The organism is Streptomyces olivaceus (assembly GCF_000721235.1).
Taxonomy (GTDB): Bacteria; Actinomycetota; Actinomycetes; order Streptomycetales; family Streptomycetaceae; genus Streptomyces; species Streptomyces olivaceus.
The window spans coordinates 184,609-199,385 of sequence record NZ_JOFH01000023.1 but is presented as its reverse complement, the minus strand read 5'-3'; the positions used below and the strand labels follow the sequence as shown (position 1 = coordinate 199,385).

Genomic DNA, 14,777 nt, shown 5'->3' with positions numbered 1-14,777 from the left:
CGTGACGAGGCGGCGCGGGACGCGAAGAACAAGATCGACGAGGCGTCGGACGCGGGGATTCAGAACCGGTCGTGGTGGGAGGACATCGGGGACTGGTTCACGGACAACTGGGATTCGATCGTCGCGGTCTGCAAGGTGGTCGTCGCGGTCGTCGGCATCGTCGCGATGATCATCGGTGGCCCGATCCTGGGCGCGATCGTGCTGGTCGCGGCGCTGGTCGTGCTCGCGGACACGCTCTACAAGTACAGCAAGGGGCAGGCGTCGCTGTGGGACGTGGGCTTGGCTGCGCTGGACTGCATCCCTGGCATGAAGGGGCTCACCACCCTCGGCGGGCTGGCCAAGGGCCTCAAGGGCGGCATGGCGGCCATGAAGGGGATCAAGGGCGGTCTGAAGGGCATGGGCCTGGCCCTCCGCGGCCTGGGCAAGAACGCCCGCGGAATGGTCGTGGACGGCGCGAAAGGTGCCTACAACCGAGTCAGGACAGTCGTCCGGGGATGTGGTGACCCCGTGGATGTCGCCAGTGGCGCCATGTATCTGGACCAGACCGACGTGGTTCTGCCAGGCGTCCTCCCACTTACCGTGACGCGTCGTTGCTCTTCCCTGTACCGCACCGGTTGGTGGTTCGGCCCCACCTGGGCCTCCACCATCGACCAGAGGCTGGAGGAAGACGAGGACGGCGTCGTCTTCGTCACCGAAGACGGTCTGCTCCTCGACTACCCGCGTCCAGAGGGCCCCGAGCGGCCGGTGATGCCCGCCAGCGGACCGCGTCGCCCGCTCACGCGGTGTGCAGACGGCGGGTACCGAGTGGACGATCCGATCTCGGGGCACGCGCGCCACTTCGCTCCTCCCGGTGGGGACGGTGTCGCACTCATTGCCCGCGTGACCGATCGGAACGGGAACGAGATCACCTTCGACCACGATGAATTCGGTACTCCGTTGGCTGTGCGTCACTCAGCCGGATACTGCCTCGAACTCACCGTCGACGACGGGCGCGTCACCGCGTTGAGCCTCGTGAACGGGCCGCGGCCTGTCACCGTCAGGCGATACTCGTACACCGACGGAAATCTGACCGCAGTCACTCAGTCCCCGGACGCATCGACGCTTCTCACCTACGACGAACGGCTGCGCATCACGTCCTGGACAGACAGCAACGGATCCCGCTACGCGTACTGGTACGACAGCCAGGACCGCTGTGTCAGGCAGGAGGGCGATGCCGGTCACCTCAGTGGCGTCTTCGTCTACGGCGTCGAAGACGCCGAGTGGCCTGGGCACGCGGTCACGTCGTACACGACGGGGCAGGGAGCCACCAGTCGCTTCGTAGTCAATGGCGAGCGCCAGGTCGTCGCAGAGACAGACCCTCTCGGCGTGACGGTGCGTACCGAGTACGACGAACATCACCATGTCGTGAAGTGGGTGGATGCTCTGGGCGCCTCGACCTCCTTCGCGAACAACACGGAGGGACAGCCGCTCGTCGTCACCCGGGCCGACGGGGCGACCGTTCAGTACGCATACGACGCCCTGGGTCGGCCCACCCTGATCACGCTGCCCGACGCGACCACCCTCCGGCACGACTACGACGGCCGGGGAAACCGGACGGCGACTACTGACCCGACTGGTGGAGTCACTCGCTTCTCCTACGACGACGCAGGCCGAATCACCGCCGTCACCGACGAGGGCGGGCGGACCACGACCGTTCGGTGTGATGCCGCCGGGTTGCCGATGAAGGTTACGAACCCGGCCGGTGGCACCGTCACTTACGAGAGGGACGCCTTCGGACGGCCTGTGACGTACACCGATCAACTGGGGGCCGTCACCCGCTTCGAGTGGACGACGCAGGGTCAACTGGCTCGACGGACGGCGGCAGACGGCGCAACCGAATCCTGGGAGTACGACGGCGAGGGCAACTGCGTCGCGCACACCAGCCCGGTCGGACTGGTCACCCGCTACGAGTACACCCACTTCGACCTGCTCGCAGCGCGCGTCGAGTCGGACGGCGCCCGCTACGAGTTCACACACGACGCCGATCTGAGGCTGACCAAAGTCGTCAACCCCCAGGGCCTGGCTTGGACATACACCTATGACCTCGCCGGCCGACTGGTGGAAGAGACGGACTTCGACGACCGCACGCTGTCGTACACACTCGATGCGGCCAGCCGTCTCGTCGAGACCGTCAACGCCCTGGACCAGCGCATACGGTTCGACTACGACAGGCTGGGGCGGGTAATCCGTAAGGACGCCGCCGGCCAGGTCACCACGTTCACGTACGACCCGGTGGGGCAATTGGTCGAGGCCGTCGGCCCTCGTGCCCACTTGACGCGAAGCTGGGACGCCGCAGGACGACTCACCGCCGAGAGCGTGAACGGGCGGCGAGTCAGCCACGTGTACGACGAGAGCGGACGTCGAGTCCGGCGGACCACGCCCATCGGACACGTCAGCCGCTGGGAGTACGACTCGACGGGGCTGCCCTCGCAGTTGGTCGCAGCCGACCGCAGCGTCCTCTATGGCCGTGACCGAGCAGGCCATGAGGTCTTCCGGCAGATCACCGGTGTGGTCGCCACGGAGCAGCGTTTCGACGACGTGGGGCGGCTTCTCACGCAGACGGTGGCACGAGCCGACGGACGTCAGATCCAGCATCGCGGCTACGCCTACCGAGCGGATGGCAATCTGATCGGGCTCGACGACCAACTCGATGGCAGCAGACGCTTCGCTCTCGACGACTCGTGCAGGGTGACTGCTGTCGAAGCCGAGGGCTGGACCGAGCGTTACGCATACGACGCCGCGGGCAACCAGACCTCTGCTGCCTGGCCGTCGTCGTTCGCCGGACACGAAGCCGTCGGCGGCCGTGCCTACCGGGGGACGCGCCTCACCCGTGCGGGCAGAGTCCGTTACGGACACGACGGGCTCGGTCGCGTCGTGTTCCGTCAGAAGACGCGCCTGAGCCGCAGACCCGACACGTGGCGCTACACGTGGGACGTGGAAGACCGGCTGACGGAGGTCACCAGTCCGGACGGAACGCGGTGGCTCTACGAATACGACCCGCTGGGGCGGCGGATCGCGAAGAAGCGCGTCGACCCGAACGGCCAGGGCATCACGGAGCATGTCGACTTCAGCTGGGACGGCGCGACCCTGTGCGAACAGACGTCCCATGCCTCCGGTGACGTCCACGAGGTCACTCTGACGTGGGACCACGACGGGCTCAGACCAACCGCCCAGACCGAGCGGATCACGCTCGCGAACGCACCCCAGCAGGAAATAGATCGTCGATTCTTCGCCATCATAACGGATCTGGTCGGTTCTCCGCGTGAATTGGTGAACGAAGAGGGTGAAATAAGCTGGCGTGCACGCAGCACGCTATGGGGCACGACGGCCTGGAACCGAACGGCCACGGCCTACACCCCGCTGCGATTCCCCGGTCAATACTACGACCCCGAAACATCTCTGCATTACAACTATTTCCGGCATTACGACCCGGAAACTGCACGCTATGTCACAGCCGACCCCTTGGGTCTCATACCTGCGCCTAATCCCTCCGCCTACGTCAATAATCCACATCGCTGGGCCGACCCGCAAGGTCTGGCTCCCTGCATCACTGCGTGGAAGCACTCCAGAGAAGTGCAGGCCGCGGGCGGCTACAACAACCCAGCAGCCCGTGCTTACCAGATCAAGCACTGTGGCCCCACCGAATACAGAGCCACGGGGGGAGGGGAGAAAATCTGGGCGGACGGTATAGACACCCACACGTCCGAGTTGCTCGACGCCAAACATGTCGGGAAGCCGAACGCAAGCCCCTTCCTGCCTGCTTCAAACATGCCGCCGTTTATCCGCAACAAGATCGTCGCCGACCTTGACGACGAGTTCCGGCGCTACGGTGCGGTGGTCAATGACCCGGGGAATCCGGTGAACGGACTGCGCGTCGTGACGAATCATCCGGACGCGGTACCCTTCTTCCAAGGATTGATGCAGCAACACGGTGTCCCGGGCCGCGTTGTCGTAGCTCCATAATTTGAGGAGATTCATGACCTACCTCGCTGTATTCGAAGGGAAGAGCGGTCAGGCCGTTGACCGCGACGTTCTTGTCGGAGCGCTTCGGTCGGACTGGCCCGACGCCGAGGTCACCGTCAGCAGCGACGCGACTCCCGGACGCGAGGTGCGGGATGTCGCGTGGACCTATGGGGAAACCGAAGGCCGCATCGAGGGGCGTTCCCACATCGACGGGACATGTCTCTACCTGGAGGGACCGCTGCGCCTCGCCGCGCGGTTCGCCGTCTGGTACCGAGGTCTGGTTCCCTCGGTCGAAGAGCTGATCTTCTGTGACGACACGTACAGCTTCACGGTCTCCGTTGCCACAGGTGCGAGCCCCGAGAGTGTCGAGCGGGCCGTCGAAGCCTCATCCTGAGCCGTGTGAGCCGGCGGCCCGGCTGATCGTCCGTAAGGCCGGCCGTCCCGGCGGCCCGGGGCCTGTCGTTGTCCGGCTACGGGTTGCCGAGAAACAACTGGGCGGTGTCGCCCGGTCCAGGGGTGAGTCGCGGGCTGGGTTTGATCTCTATCACCCCCGGGGTATCCTCCCCGCCCCGATTGGCCACCCTCGCGCCCCGTATGGCAGACTAGCGGGGTTGCTCGGTCGAGTGCCGATGCTGCGCGCCTCCCGCCGGGGGGACCGGAAGCGAGTCCCACAGTACTCGTCGCTCCTGCTCAGGGGCGGACGTACGGGAATCTTCCGGGAAGCGTCAGCGGGGTGCAGGCCAGGCACCCGGTGGGCCTCTCGCCCCCGGTCTGCGGTTCCGGAAGGGCCCGCGACTCCCACTGCAGGGAAGTCCCGCCAGGGACATTCATGTCAGCGAGAGCGCGACACGCCCGACCGCGTGGGTCGGAGGGGGAGCGGAATGGACAAGGGCCACCGGGTCCAGAGCGTTACGAGAGACAGGACTACTGAGTAGCCATGGCGGGACAGAAGATCCGCATCCGGCTCAAGGCCTACGACCACGAGGTCATCGACTCTTCGGCGAAGAAGATCGTCGAGACGGTGACTCGCACTGGTGCGTCGGTCGCGGGCCCGGTGCCGCTGCCCACTGAGAAGAACGTGTACTGCGTCATCAAGTCGCCGCACAAGTACAAGGACTCGCGCGAGCACTTCGAGATGCGCACGCACAAGCGCCTGATCGACATCCTCGACCCGACCCCCAAGACCGTTGACTCTCTGATGCGACTCGACCTCCCGGCCGGTGTCGACATCGAGATCAAGCTCTGAAGGCCGGTGATCTGAGAATGGCTAAGCAGATCAAGGGCATCCTGGGCGAGAAGCTCGGCATGACGCAGGTGTGGGACGCGAACAACCGCGTCGTCCCGGTCACCGTCGTCAAGGCCGGCCCCAATGTCGTCACCCAGGTCCGCACGAACGACGTCGACGGCTACGAGTCCGTCCAGATCGCGTTCGGCGAGATCGACCCGCGCAAGGTGAACAAGCCCCTCAAGGGCCACTTCGCCAAGGCCGACGTCACCCCCCGCCGTCACCTCGTCGAGATCCGTACCGCCGACGCCTCCGAGTACACGCTCGGTCAGGAAGTCAGCGCCGAGGTCTTCGAGTCCGGCGTGAAGGTCGACGTCACCGGCAAGAGCAAGGGCAAGGGCTTCGCCGGTGTCATGAAGCGTCACAACTTCAAGGGCCTCGGCGCCGGACACGGCACCCAGCGCAAGCACCGCTCGCCCGGTTCCATCGGTGGCTGCGCCACCCCGGGCCGCGTGTTCAAGGGCCTCCGCATGGCCGGCCGCATGGGCAACGAGCGGGTCACCACCCAGAACCTGACCGTCCACGCCGTTGACGCGGAGAAGGGTCTGCTGCTCATCAAGGGCGCGGTTCCCGGTCCGAACGGCGGCCTCGTCCTGGTCCGCACCGCGGCCAAGGGGGCCTGAGGTACCGATGAGCACTGTTGACATCCTTTCGCCTGCCGGCGAGAAGACCGGAAGCGTCGAGCTCCCCGCGGAGATCTTCGGCGTGGAGAAGATCAGCATTCCGCTGATCCACCAGGTCGTCGTCGCGCAGAACGCCGCTGCCCGCCAGGGCACGCACAAGACCAAGCGTCGCGGCGAGGTCCGTGGTGGCGGCAAGAAGCCGTACCGCCAGAAGGGCACCGGCCGCGCCCGCCAGGGTTCGACCCGCGCGCCGCAGTTCGCCGGCGGTGGCGTCGTCCACGGCCCGCAGCCGCGTGACTACTCGCAGCGGACCCCGAAGAAGATGAAGGCCGCGGCCCTGCGCCACGCCCTCACCGACCGGGCCCGCCACGACCGCATCCACGTCGTCTCCGGCGTCATCGAGGGCGAGACCCCGTCCACGAAGGCCGCCCGGACGCTGTTCGGCAAGATCAGCGAGCGCAAGAACCTGCTCCTGGTCGTCGACCGCGCCGACGAGGCCGCGTGGCTGTCCGCCCGCAACCTGCCCCAGATCCACATCCTGGAGCCGGGCCAGCTGAACACGTACGACGTTCTCGTCTCGGACGACGTGGTCTTCACCCAGGCCGCTTTCGAGTCCTTCGTGTCTGGCCCCAACAAGGCCGCTGACACCGAAGGGAGCGAAGCCTGATGGCTACGCGTCACCCGAGCATCGCCTCCAAGGCGGCCAAGGCCGCCAAGGCCGCGCGCGTCGCCAAGGCGCGCCGCCACGAGGCCGAGGGCAAGAACACCGTCGTCACCCCGGCCAGCAAGGCGTTCACGGACCCCCGTGACGTGCTGCTGAAGCCGGTCGTCTCCGAGAAGAGCTACGCGCTCCTCGACGAGAACAAGTACACGTTCGTCGTCGCGCCGGGCTCCAACAAGACCCAGATCAAGGAGGCCGTCCAGGCGGTCTTCTCGGTCAAGGTCACCGGCGTCAACACGATCAACCGCCAGGGCAAGCGGAAGCGGACCCGCACGGGCTTCGGCAAGCGTGCCGACAGCAAGCGCGCGATCGTGACCCTCGCCGAGGGCGACCGTATCGACATCTTCGGCGGTCCGACCTCCTGACGGAGGTCCGGATCGTCCGGAATCGGACGAGGACTGAGAAATGGGAATCCGCAAGTACAAGCCGACTACGCCGGGCCGTCGCGGCTCCAGCGTCGCCGACTTCGTCGAGGTCACGCGGTCCACGCCGGAGAAGTCGCTGGTCCGCCCGCTGCACAGCAAGGGCGGCCGTAACAACGCCGGTCGTGTGACCGTTCGCCACCAGGGTGGCGGACACAAGCGCGCCTACCGTGTCATCGACTTCCGTCGGCACGACAAGGACGGCGTGCCGGCGAAGGTCGCGCACATCGAGTACGACCCCAACCGCACCGCGCGCATCGCGCTGCTGCACTACGCCGACGGCGAGAAGCGCTACATCCTCGCCCCGCGCAACCTGCAGCAGGGCGACCGCGTCGAGAACGGTCCCGGGGCCGACATCAAGCCGGGCAACAACCTGGCGCTCCGCAACATCCCGGTCGGTACCACGATCCACGCGATCGAGCTCCGTCCCGGTGGCGGCGCCAAGTTCGCCCGCTCCGCCGGTGCCTCCGTGCAGCTGCTCGCGAAGGAGGGCTCGATGGCCCACCTGCGCATGCCGTCCGGAGAGATCCGCCTGGTCGACCAGCGCTGCCGCGCCACGGTCGGCGAGGTCGGCAACGCCGAGCAGAGCAACATCAACTGGGGCAAGGCGGGCCGCAAGCGGTGGCTGGGCGTTCGCCCGACCGTCCGCGGTGTGGTCATGAACCCGGTGGACCACCCGCACGGTGGTGGTGAGGGCCGGACCTCCGGTGGTCGTCACCCCGTGTCCCCGTGGGGTCAGAAGGAAGGCCGTACTCGTTCGCCCAAGAAGGCGTCGAACAAGTACATCGTCCGCCGCCGCAAGACGAACAAGAAGCGCTAAGGACGGGTTGAGATGCCGCGTAGCTTGAAGAAGGGGCCCTTCGTCGACGACCACCTGGTAAAGAAGGTGGACACGCAGAACGAAGCCGGCACCAAGAACGTCATCAAGACCTGGTCCCGTCGCTCGATGATCGTCCCGGCCATGCTCGGCCACACGATCGCGGTGCACAACGGCAAGACCCACATCCCGGTGTTTGTCACCGAGTCCATGGTCGGCCACAAGCTCGGCGAGTTCTCGCCGACGCGCACCTTCCGGGGTCACGTCAAGGACGACCGGAAGTCGAAGCGCCGCTAGTCAGCGGGGTGAATGACCATGACAAACACTGAAGGGACAACCATGGAAGCCAGGGCCCAGGCGCGGTACATCCGCGTCACGCCCATGAAGGCCCGCCGCGTGGTGGACCTCATCCGTGGCATGGATGCCACGGAGGCTCAGGCGGTCCTGCGTTTCGCCCCGCAGGCCGCGAGCGTGCCGGTCGGCAAGGTGCTGGACAGCGCCATCGCCAACGCCGCGCACAACTACGACCACACCGACGCCGACAGCCTTGTCATCTCCGAGGCCTACGTCGACGAGGGCCCGACCCTGAAGCGGTTCCGGCCGCGCGCCCAGGGTCGCGCCTACCGGATCCGCAAGCGGACCAGCCACATCACCGTGGTCGTCAGCAGCAAGGAAGGAACCCGGTAATGGGCCAGAAGGTAAACCCGCACGGGTTCCGGCTCGGTGTCACGACCGACTTCAAGTCGCGTTGGTACGCCGACAAGCTGTACAAGGACTACGTCAAGGAAGACGTCGCCATTCGTCGCATGATGACGAAGGGCATGGAGCGCGCCGGCATCTCGAAGGTGGAGATCGAGCGCACCCGTGACCGCGTGCGGGTGGACATCCACACCGCCCGTCCCGGCATCGTCATCGGCCGTCGTGGCGCCGAGGCCGACCGCATCCGCGGCGAGCTGGAGAAGCTGACCGGCAAGCAGGTCCAGCTGAACATCCTCGAGGTCAAGAACCCCGAGACGGACGCTCAGCTGGTGGCCCAGGCCGTCGCCGAGCAGCTGTCCTCCCGCGTCTCCTTCCGTCGCGCCATGCGCAAGAGCATGCAGGGCACGATGAAGGCCGGCGCCAAGGGCATCAAGATCCAGTGCGGTGGCCGCCTCGGTGGCGCCGAGATGTCCCGCTCGGAGTTCTACCGCGAGGGCCGTGTGCCCCTGCACACGCTCCGCGCGAACGTCGACTACGGCTTCTTCGAGGCCAAGACGACCTTCGGCCGCATCGGTGTGAAGGTCTGGATCTACAAGGGCGACGTCAAGAACATCGCCGAGGTCCGCGCCGAGAACGCGGCCGCCCGTGCCGGCAACCGTCCGGCCCGTGGCGGCAACGACCGCCCGGCCCGCGGTGGCCGCGGTGGTGGCGAGCGTCGTGGGCGCAAGCCGCAGCAGTCGGCTCCGGCCGCCGAGGCCCCCAAGGCCGACGCGACCGCCGCCGCTCCGGCCGAGGCCTCGACCTCTTCTACCGGCGGAACGGAGGCCTGACCGTCATGCTGATCCCCCGTAGGGTCAAGCACCGCAAGCAGCACCACCCCAAGCGCCGCGGCATGGCCAAGGGCGGTACGCAGGTTGCGTTCGGCGAGTACGGCATCCAGGCCATCACGCCGGCGTACGTGACCAACCGCCAGATCGAGGCCGCCCGTATCGCGATGACCCGCCACATCAAGCGTGGCGGCAAGGTCTGGATCAACATCTACCCGGACCGCCCGCTCACGAAGAAGCCGGCCGAGACCCGCATGGGTTCCGGCAAGGGTTCCCCCGAGTGGTGGATCGCGAACGTGCACCCGGGCCGGGTCATGTTCGAGCTGTCCTACCCCAACGAGAAGATCGCCCGTGAGGCGCTGACCCGTGCGGCCCACAAGCTGCCGATGAAGTGCCGGATCGTCAAGCGCGAGGCAGGTGAAGCGTGATGTCGGCCGGCACCAAGGCGTCCGAGCTGCGCGAGCTGGGCAACGAGGAGCTTCTCGCGAAGCTCCGCGAGGCCAAGGAAGAACTGTTCAACCTCCGCTTCCAGGCGGCGACCGGGCAGCTCGAGAACCATGGCCGTCTGAAGGCGGTCCGCAAGGACATCGCGCGGATCTACACCCTGATGCGCGAGCGTGAGCTGGGCATCGAAACGGTGGAGAGCGCCTGATGAGCGAGAGCAACGTGACTGAAGAGACGAAGGCCGCTCGCGGCTTCCGCAAGACCCGTCAGGGTCTGGTCGTCAGCGACAAGATGGACAAGACCGTCGTCGTCGCCGTCGAGGACCGCGTGACCCACGCGCTGTACGGCAAGGTCATCCGCCGTACCGAGAAGCTCAAGGCGCACGACGAGCAGAACGCCGCGGGCGTCGGCGACCGCGTCCTCCTCATGGAGACCCGGCCGCTGTCCGCGACGAAGCGCTGGCGCGTCGTCGAGATCCTCGAGAAGGCCAAGTAAATCTCCTGCGGGGCATTCCTCGCAGGACAGTTCCGCCAGGCTCCGGGAGCCGTTCACCCAGGTGAGCGGCTCCCGGGGAACCGGCAGACATTCAGGAGATAGACGTGATCCAGCAGGAGTCGCGACTGCGTGTCGCCGACAACACGGGTGCGAAGGAAATCCTGACCATCCGTGTGCTCGGTGGCTCCGGTCGCCGCTACGCGGGTATCGGTGACGTCATCGTCGCCACCGTCAAGGACGCGATCCCCGGTGGCAACGTGAAGAAGGGTGACGTCGTCAAGGCGGTCATCGTTCGCACCGTCAAGGAGCGCCGCCGTCCCGACGGCTCGTACATCCGCTTCGACGAGAACGCCGCCGTCATTCTGAAGAACGACGGCGACCCCCGCGGCACCCGTATCTTCGGCCCCGTCGGCCGTGAGCTGCGCGAGAAGAAGTTCATGAAGATCATCTCCCTCGCGCCGGAGGTGCTGTGAGCATGAAGATCAAGAAGGGCGACCTGGTCCAGGTCATCACCGGCAAGGACAAGGGCAAGCAGGGCAAGGTCATCGCGGCCTTCCCCCGTGAGGACCGTGTCCTGGTCGAGGGTGTCAACCGGGTCAAGAAGCACACCAAGGCCGGGCCGACCGCTCGCGGTTCGCAGGCCGGCGGCATCGTGACCACCGAGGCCCCGATCCACGTCTCCAACGTCCAGCTGGTCGTGGAGAAGGACGGCAACAAGGTCGTCACGCGCGTCGGTTACCGCTTCGACGACGAGGGCAACAAGGTTCGCGTTGCCAAGCGGACGGGTGAGGACATCTGATGGCTACCACCACCACTCCGCGTCTGAAGACGAAGTACCGCGAGGAGATCTCGGGCAAGCTGCGTGAGGAGTTCTCCTACGAGAACGTCATGCAGGTTCCCGGCCTCGTCAAGATCGTGGTCAACATGGGTGTGGGCGACGCCGCCCGCGACTCCAAGCTGATCGAGGGCGCCGTCCGCGACCTCACCACGATCACCGGTCAGAAGCCGGCCGTCACCAAGGCCCGCAAGTCCATCGCGCAGTTCAAGCTGCGCGAGGGCCAGCCGATCGGTGCCCACGTCACGCTCCGTGGCGACCGCATGTGGGAGTTCCTGGACCGCACCCTGTCGCTCGCGCTGCCGCGCATCCGCGACTTCCGCGGTCTGTCCCCCAAGCAGTTCGACGGCCGTGGCAACTACACCTTCGGTCTCACGGAGCAGGTCATGTTCCACGAGATCGACCAGGACAAGATCGACCGCGTCCGGGGTATGGACATCACCGTGGTGACCACGGCGACCAACGACGCTGAGGGCCGCGCGCTCCTTCGTCACCTCGGCTTCCCCTTCAAGGAGGCGTGAGCGAGATGGCGAAGAAGGCTCTGATTGCCAAGGCTGCTCGCAAGCCCAAGTTCGGTGTGCGTGGCTACACCCGCTGCCAGCGCTGCGGCCGCCCGCACTCCGTCTACCGCAAGTTCGGCCTGTGCCGCGTGTGCCTTCGTGAGATGGCTCACCGTGGCGAGCTGCCGGGCGTGACCAAGAGCTCTTGGTAATCCGGTAATTCCGGGTTATTCAGACTCTCGGTAAGTATCTGGGTGGGCAGTCGCCCGGCCCGCATGCCTTAGGCTTGTGGGGTTGGGCGTCTGCCGCCCTCATCGACTTACTACGCCGTAGGTCCACCGCGCCGCACCCGTCCCGTCTCGGATCGGGGAGAGGGATGGCGCACCAGGAAACCCCGGCGAGAGAGGCCGAAGGCCAATTCATGACCATGACTGATCCGATCGCAGACATGCTGACGCGTCTGCGGAACGCGAACTCGGCGTACCACGATTCCGTGACGATGCCGGCGTCCAAGATCAAGTCGCACATCGCGGAGATCCTCCAGCAGGAGGGCTTCATCACCGGCTGGAAGACCGAGGACGCCGAGGTCGGCAAGAACCTCGTCCTCGAGCTGAAGTTCGGCCCGAACCGTGAGCGCTCCATCGCGGGCATCAAGCGGATCTCCAAGCCCGGTCTCCGGGTGTACGCGAAGTCCACCAACCTGCCCAAGGTGCTGGGTGGCCTCGGCGTGGCGATCATCTCCACGTCGCACGGGCTCCTCACTGGACAGCAGGCCGGCAAGAAGGGCGTAGGCGGAGAAGTCCTCGCCTACGTCTGGTAACGGAAGGGAACGGAGGAAACAGCTATGTCGCGCATCGGCAAGCTCCCCATCGCGGTTCCCGCCGGCGTGGACGTCACCATCGACGGCCGTACGGTCGCGGTCAAGGGCCCCAAGGGCTCGCTGACCCACACCGTCGTGGCGCCGATCGACGTCGCCAAGGGTGAGGACGGCGTTCTGAACGTCACCCGCCCCAACGACGAGCGTCAGAGCAAGGCCCTGCACGGCCTGTCCCGCACGCTGGTGGCGAACATGATCACCGGCGTGACCCAGGGTTACGTGAAGAAGCTCGAGATCAGCGGTGTCGGTTACCGCGTGCTCGCCAAGGGTTCGAACCTGGAGTTCTCCCTCGGCTACAGCCACCCGATCCTGGTCGAGGCCCCCGAGGGCATCACCTTCAAGGTGGAGAACCCGACCCACTTCTCGGTCGAGGGCATCGACAAGCAGAAGGTCGGCGAGGTTGCGGCCAACATCCGCAAGCTGCGCAAGCCCGACCCGTACAAGGCCAAGGGCGTCAAGTACGAGGGCGAAGTCATCCGGCGCAAGGTCGGAAAGGCGGGTAAGTAAGCCATGGCATACGGGCAGAAGATCCTCAAGGGCGACGCCTACAAGCGCGCCGCGATCAAGCGCCGTCACATCCGGATTCGCAAGAATCTCTCGGGTACGGCGGAGCGTCCGCGTCTGGTCGTTACTCGCTCGAACCGCCACATCGTGGCCCAGGTGATCGACGACCTCAAGGGTCACACCCTCGCGTCGGCGTCCACCCTGGACACCTCGATCCGCGGTGGCGAGGCCGACAAGTCCGCTCAGGCCAAGCAGGTCGGTTCCCTGGTCGCCGAGCGCGCCAAGGCCGCCGGCGTCGAGGCCGTCGTGTTCGACCGTGGTGGCAACCAGTACGCCGGGCGCATCGCCGCCCTGGCGGACGCCGCCCGCGAAGCCGGACTGAAGTTCTGAGCCGCCCGTCGCGGCAGCGACTCATGTCGCTGTGGAGCGCCGGAAACAGAGAGAGGTAATTCCAATGGCTGGACCCCAGCGCCGCGGTGGCGGTGCCGGTGGCGGCGAGCGGCGGGACCGGAAGGGTCGCGACGGTGGCGCTGCCGCCGAGAAGACCGCGTACGTTGAGCGCGTTGTCGCGATCAACCGCGTCGCCAAGGTTGTGAAGGGTGGTCGTCGCTTCAGCTTCACCGCGCTGGTCGTGGTGGGCGACGGTGACGGCACCGTGGGTGTCGGATACGGCAAGGCCAAGGAGGTGCCGGCCGCCATCGCCAAGGGTGTCGAGGAGGCCAAGAAGCACTTCTTCAAGGTCCCCCGCATCCAGGGCACCATCCCGCACCCCATCCAGGGTGAGAAGGCGGCCGGCGTCGTGCTGCTCAAGCCCGCGTCGCCCGGTACCGGTGTGATCGCCGGTGGTCCGGTGCGCGCCGTGCTCGAGTGCGCCGGTATCCACGATGTGCTGTCGAAGTCGCTCGGCTCCGACAACCAGATCAACATCGTGCACGCGACCGTGGAGGCCCTCAAGGGCCTGCAGCGTCCCGAGGAGATCGCGGCCCGCCGCGGTCTGCCGCTCGAGGACGTCGCCCCCGCGGCTCTTCTCCGTGCACGTGCCGGGGCGGGTGCGTAATCATGGCGCAGCTCAAGATTACGCAGGTCAAGTCCTACATCGGCAGCAAGCAGAACCACCGTGACACCCTGCGTTCCCTTGGTCTCAAGGGCATCAACACGCAGGTCGTCAAGGAGGACCGCCCCGAGTTCCGCGGCATGGTGCACACCGTCCGCCACCTCGTGTCGGTCGAGGAGGTCGACTGATCATGGCGGAGAACAACCCGCTCAAGATCCACAACCTCCGTCCCGCCCCCGGCGCCAAGACCGCCAAGACCCGTGTCGGTCGTGGTGAGGCGTCGAAGGGTAAGACGGCCGGTCGTGGTACCAAGGGCACGAAGGCCCGTTACCAGGTTCCGGAGCGCTTCGAGGGTGGCCAGATGCCCCTCCACATGCGCCTCCCGAAGCTGAAGGGCTTCAAGAACCCGTTCAAGACCGAGTTCCAGGTCGTGAACCTCGACAAGCTGTCCGCGCTGTACCCCGAGGGTGGCGAGGTCACCGTCGAGGGCCTCGTGGCCAAGGGTGCCGTTCGCAAGAACAGCCTCGTCAAGGTCCTCGGCCAGGGCGAGATCTCCGTGGCGCTGCAGGTGACGGTCGACGCCGTCTCCGGCTCCGCCAAGGAGAAGATCACCGCCGCCGGCGGTACCGTCACCGAGCTCGTCTGAACCCTTCAGGCGTCTCGATGACTTGA

At 66.5% G+C, this 14,777-nt stretch carries 23 protein-coding genes; all 23 read left to right on the top strand.

Features of this window, described 5'->3' with window-relative positions:
- On the top strand, positions 1 to 4,002 hold a 4,002-nt coding region (locus tag IG94_RS0125420), incomplete at its 5' end, for an RHS repeat-associated core domain-containing protein (RefSeq protein WP_052410848.1).
- 13 nt (positions 4,003 to 4,015) lie between these two features.
- On the top strand, positions 4,016 to 4,396 hold the full coding sequence (locus tag IG94_RS0125415) for a hypothetical protein (RefSeq protein WP_031041571.1): 381 nt from the start codon (positions 4,016 to 4,018) through the stop codon (positions 4,394 to 4,396).
- Positions 4,397 to 4,939: 543 nt separating this feature from the next.
- A complete protein-coding gene (gene rpsJ / locus IG94_RS0125410) occupies positions 4,940 to 5,248 on the top strand; it encodes a 30S ribosomal protein S10 (RefSeq protein WP_003948644.1) in 309 nt (102 codons plus the stop codon).
- A gap of 17 nt (positions 5,249 to 5,265) precedes the next feature.
- The gene (gene rplC / locus IG94_RS0125405) at positions 5,266 to 5,910 is read left to right on the top strand and encodes a 50S ribosomal protein L3 (RefSeq protein ID WP_031041568.1); all 645 of its coding nucleotides are present in this window, start codon (positions 5,266 to 5,268) and stop codon (positions 5,908 to 5,910) included.
- Positions 5,911 to 5,917: 7 nt separating this feature from the next.
- On the top strand, positions 5,918 to 6,577 hold the full coding sequence (rplD, locus tag IG94_RS0125400) for a 50S ribosomal protein L4 (RefSeq protein WP_031041566.1): 660 nt from the start codon (positions 5,918 to 5,920) through the stop codon (positions 6,575 to 6,577).
- On the top strand, positions 6,577 to 6,996 hold the full coding sequence (gene rplW / locus IG94_RS0125395) for a 50S ribosomal protein L23 (protein WP_003974265.1): 420 nt from the start codon (positions 6,577 to 6,579) through the stop codon (positions 6,994 to 6,996). Before rplD ends, rplW begins: the two co-directional genes overlap by 1 nt.
- A gap of 40 nt (positions 6,997 to 7,036) precedes the next feature.
- The gene (rplB, locus tag IG94_RS0125390) at positions 7,037 to 7,873 is read left to right on the top strand and encodes a 50S ribosomal protein L2 (protein WP_031041563.1); all 837 of its coding nucleotides are present in this window, start codon (positions 7,037 to 7,039) and stop codon (positions 7,871 to 7,873) included.
- A gap of 12 nt (positions 7,874 to 7,885) precedes the next feature.
- Complete coding sequence (gene rpsS, locus IG94_RS0125385; protein ID WP_031041561.1) at positions 7,886 to 8,167, top strand: 30S ribosomal protein S19; 282 nt, start codon at positions 7,886 to 7,888, stop codon at positions 8,165 to 8,167.
- Positions 8,168 to 8,209: 42 nt separating this feature from the next.
- On the top strand, positions 8,210 to 8,557 hold the full coding sequence (gene rplV, locus IG94_RS0125380; protein WP_030619142.1) for a 50S ribosomal protein L22: 348 nt from the start codon (positions 8,210 to 8,212) through the stop codon (positions 8,555 to 8,557).
- On the top strand, positions 8,557 to 9,399 hold the full coding sequence (rpsC, locus tag IG94_RS0125375; protein ID WP_031041558.1) for a 30S ribosomal protein S3: 843 nt from the start codon (positions 8,557 to 8,559) through the stop codon (positions 9,397 to 9,399). The genes rplV and rpsC overlap by 1 nt, the downstream gene beginning before the upstream one ends.
- A gap of 5 nt (positions 9,400 to 9,404) precedes the next feature.
- Entirely contained in the window at positions 9,405 to 9,824 is a 420-nt protein-coding gene (rplP, locus tag IG94_RS0125370; protein WP_031041554.1) for a 50S ribosomal protein L16, read from the top strand.
- Positions 9,824 to 10,048, top strand: a complete 225-nt coding sequence (rpmC, locus tag IG94_RS0125365; RefSeq protein WP_003974259.1) for a 50S ribosomal protein L29 — start codon at positions 9,824 to 9,826, stop codon at positions 10,046 to 10,048. The genes rplP and rpmC overlap by 1 nt, the downstream gene beginning before the upstream one ends.
- On the top strand, positions 10,048 to 10,335 hold the full coding sequence (rpsQ, locus tag IG94_RS0125360; RefSeq protein ID WP_031041552.1) for a 30S ribosomal protein S17: 288 nt from the start codon (positions 10,048 to 10,050) through the stop codon (positions 10,333 to 10,335). The genes rpmC and rpsQ overlap by 1 nt, the downstream gene beginning before the upstream one ends.
- A gap of 104 nt (positions 10,336 to 10,439) precedes the next feature.
- A complete protein-coding gene (rplN, locus tag IG94_RS0125355) occupies positions 10,440 to 10,808 on the top strand; it encodes a 50S ribosomal protein L14 (RefSeq protein WP_003974257.1) in 369 nt (122 codons plus the stop codon).
- A 2-nt stretch (positions 10,809 to 10,810) separates the two neighbouring features.
- Positions 10,811 to 11,134 carry a 50S ribosomal protein L24 gene (gene rplX / locus IG94_RS0125350; RefSeq protein WP_003974256.1) on the top strand — a complete coding sequence of 108 codons (324 nt, stop codon included), beginning with the start codon at positions 10,811 to 10,813 and terminating at the stop codon, positions 11,132 to 11,134.
- Positions 11,134 to 11,691 carry a 50S ribosomal protein L5 gene (gene rplE / locus IG94_RS0125345; protein WP_031041550.1) on the top strand — a complete coding sequence of 186 codons (558 nt, stop codon included), beginning with the start codon at positions 11,134 to 11,136 and terminating at the stop codon, positions 11,689 to 11,691. The genes rplX and rplE overlap by 1 nt, the downstream gene beginning before the upstream one ends.
- A 5-nt stretch (positions 11,692 to 11,696) precedes the next feature.
- Positions 11,697 to 11,882 (top strand): type Z 30S ribosomal protein S14, encoded by a 186-nt coding sequence (locus IG94_RS0125340; protein ID WP_003948630.1) that lies wholly within the window; start codon positions 11,697 to 11,699, stop codon positions 11,880 to 11,882.
- 209 nt (positions 11,883 to 12,091) lie between these two features.
- Positions 12,092 to 12,490 (top strand): 30S ribosomal protein S8, encoded by a 399-nt coding sequence (rpsH, locus tag IG94_RS0125335; protein ID WP_031041548.1) that lies wholly within the window; start codon positions 12,092 to 12,094, stop codon positions 12,488 to 12,490.
- A gap of 24 nt (positions 12,491 to 12,514) precedes the next feature.
- Positions 12,515 to 13,054, top strand: a complete 540-nt coding sequence (rplF, locus tag IG94_RS0125330) for a 50S ribosomal protein L6 (RefSeq protein WP_031041545.1) — start codon at positions 12,515 to 12,517, stop codon at positions 13,052 to 13,054.
- Between the two features lie 3 nt (positions 13,055 to 13,057).
- Positions 13,058 to 13,441, top strand: a complete 384-nt coding sequence (gene rplR / locus IG94_RS0125325; protein ID WP_031041542.1) for a 50S ribosomal protein L18 — start codon at positions 13,058 to 13,060, stop codon at positions 13,439 to 13,441.
- A gap of 64 nt (positions 13,442 to 13,505) precedes the next feature.
- Positions 13,506 to 14,108 carry a 30S ribosomal protein S5 gene (gene rpsE / locus IG94_RS0125320; protein ID WP_031041540.1) on the top strand — a complete coding sequence of 201 codons (603 nt, stop codon included), beginning with the start codon at positions 13,506 to 13,508 and terminating at the stop codon, positions 14,106 to 14,108.
- Positions 14,109 to 14,110: 2 nt separating this feature from the next.
- Positions 14,111 to 14,293, top strand: a complete 183-nt coding sequence (gene rpmD / locus IG94_RS0125315) for a 50S ribosomal protein L30 (RefSeq protein WP_006140898.1) — start codon at positions 14,111 to 14,113, stop codon at positions 14,291 to 14,293.
- Between the two features lie 2 nt (positions 14,294 to 14,295).
- Positions 14,296 to 14,751 carry a 50S ribosomal protein L15 gene (gene rplO / locus IG94_RS0125310; protein WP_031041533.1) on the top strand — a complete coding sequence of 152 codons (456 nt, stop codon included), beginning with the start codon at positions 14,296 to 14,298 and terminating at the stop codon, positions 14,749 to 14,751.
- Positions 14,752 to 14,777: the final 26 nt, after the last annotated feature.

Excerpts from the sequence above, each read along its gene's own strand:
- rplE (WP_031041550.1), top strand. The coding sequence starts at position 11,134 with ATGGCTACCACCACCACTCCGCGTCTGAAGACGAAGTACCGCGAGGAG.
- IG94_RS0125340 (WP_003948630.1), top strand. The coding sequence starts at position 11,697 with ATGGCGAAGAAGGCTCTGATTGCCAAGGCTGCTCGCAAGCCCAAGTTC.
- rpsQ (WP_031041552.1), top strand. The coding sequence starts at position 10,048 with ATGAGCGAGAGCAACGTGACTGAAGAGACGAAGGCCGCTCGCGGCTTC.
- rpmC (WP_003974259.1), top strand. The coding sequence starts at position 9,824 with ATGTCGGCCGGCACCAAGGCGTCCGAGCTGCGCGAGCTGGGCAACGAG.
- rplO (WP_031041533.1), top strand. The coding sequence starts at position 14,296 with ATGGCGGAGAACAACCCGCTCAAGATCCACAACCTCCGTCCCGCCCCC.
- rpmD (WP_006140898.1), top strand. The coding sequence starts at position 14,111 with ATGGCGCAGCTCAAGATTACGCAGGTCAAGTCCTACATCGGCAGCAAG.
- rplB (WP_031041563.1), top strand. The coding sequence starts at position 7,037 with ATGGGAATCCGCAAGTACAAGCCGACTACGCCGGGCCGTCGCGGCTCC.
- rpsH (WP_031041548.1), top strand. The coding sequence starts at position 12,092 with ATGACCATGACTGATCCGATCGCAGACATGCTGACGCGTCTGCGGAAC.
- rplV (WP_030619142.1), top strand. The coding sequence starts at position 8,210 with ATGGAAGCCAGGGCCCAGGCGCGGTACATCCGCGTCACGCCCATGAAG.
- rpsE (WP_031041540.1), top strand. The coding sequence starts at position 13,506 with ATGGCTGGACCCCAGCGCCGCGGTGGCGGTGCCGGTGGCGGCGAGCGG.
- rplF (WP_031041545.1), top strand. The coding sequence starts at position 12,515 with ATGTCGCGCATCGGCAAGCTCCCCATCGCGGTTCCCGCCGGCGTGGAC.
- IG94_RS0125415 (WP_031041571.1), top strand. The coding sequence starts at position 4,016 with ATGACCTACCTCGCTGTATTCGAAGGGAAGAGCGGTCAGGCCGTTGAC.
- rpsC (WP_031041558.1), top strand. The coding sequence starts at position 8,557 with ATGGGCCAGAAGGTAAACCCGCACGGGTTCCGGCTCGGTGTCACGACC.
- rplW (WP_003974265.1), top strand. The coding sequence starts at position 6,577 with ATGGCTACGCGTCACCCGAGCATCGCCTCCAAGGCGGCCAAGGCCGCC.
- rplR (WP_031041542.1), top strand. The coding sequence starts at position 13,058 with ATGGCATACGGGCAGAAGATCCTCAAGGGCGACGCCTACAAGCGCGCC.
- rplX (WP_003974256.1), top strand. The coding sequence starts at position 10,811 with ATGAAGATCAAGAAGGGCGACCTGGTCCAGGTCATCACCGGCAAGGAC.
- rpsJ (WP_003948644.1), top strand. The coding sequence starts at position 4,940 with ATGGCGGGACAGAAGATCCGCATCCGGCTCAAGGCCTACGACCACGAG.
- rplD (WP_031041566.1), top strand. The coding sequence starts at position 5,918 with ATGAGCACTGTTGACATCCTTTCGCCTGCCGGCGAGAAGACCGGAAGC.
- rplC (WP_031041568.1), top strand. The coding sequence starts at position 5,266 with ATGGCTAAGCAGATCAAGGGCATCCTGGGCGAGAAGCTCGGCATGACG.
- rpsS (WP_031041561.1), top strand. The coding sequence starts at position 7,886 with ATGCCGCGTAGCTTGAAGAAGGGGCCCTTCGTCGACGACCACCTGGTA.
- rplP (WP_031041554.1), top strand. The coding sequence starts at position 9,405 with ATGCTGATCCCCCGTAGGGTCAAGCACCGCAAGCAGCACCACCCCAAG.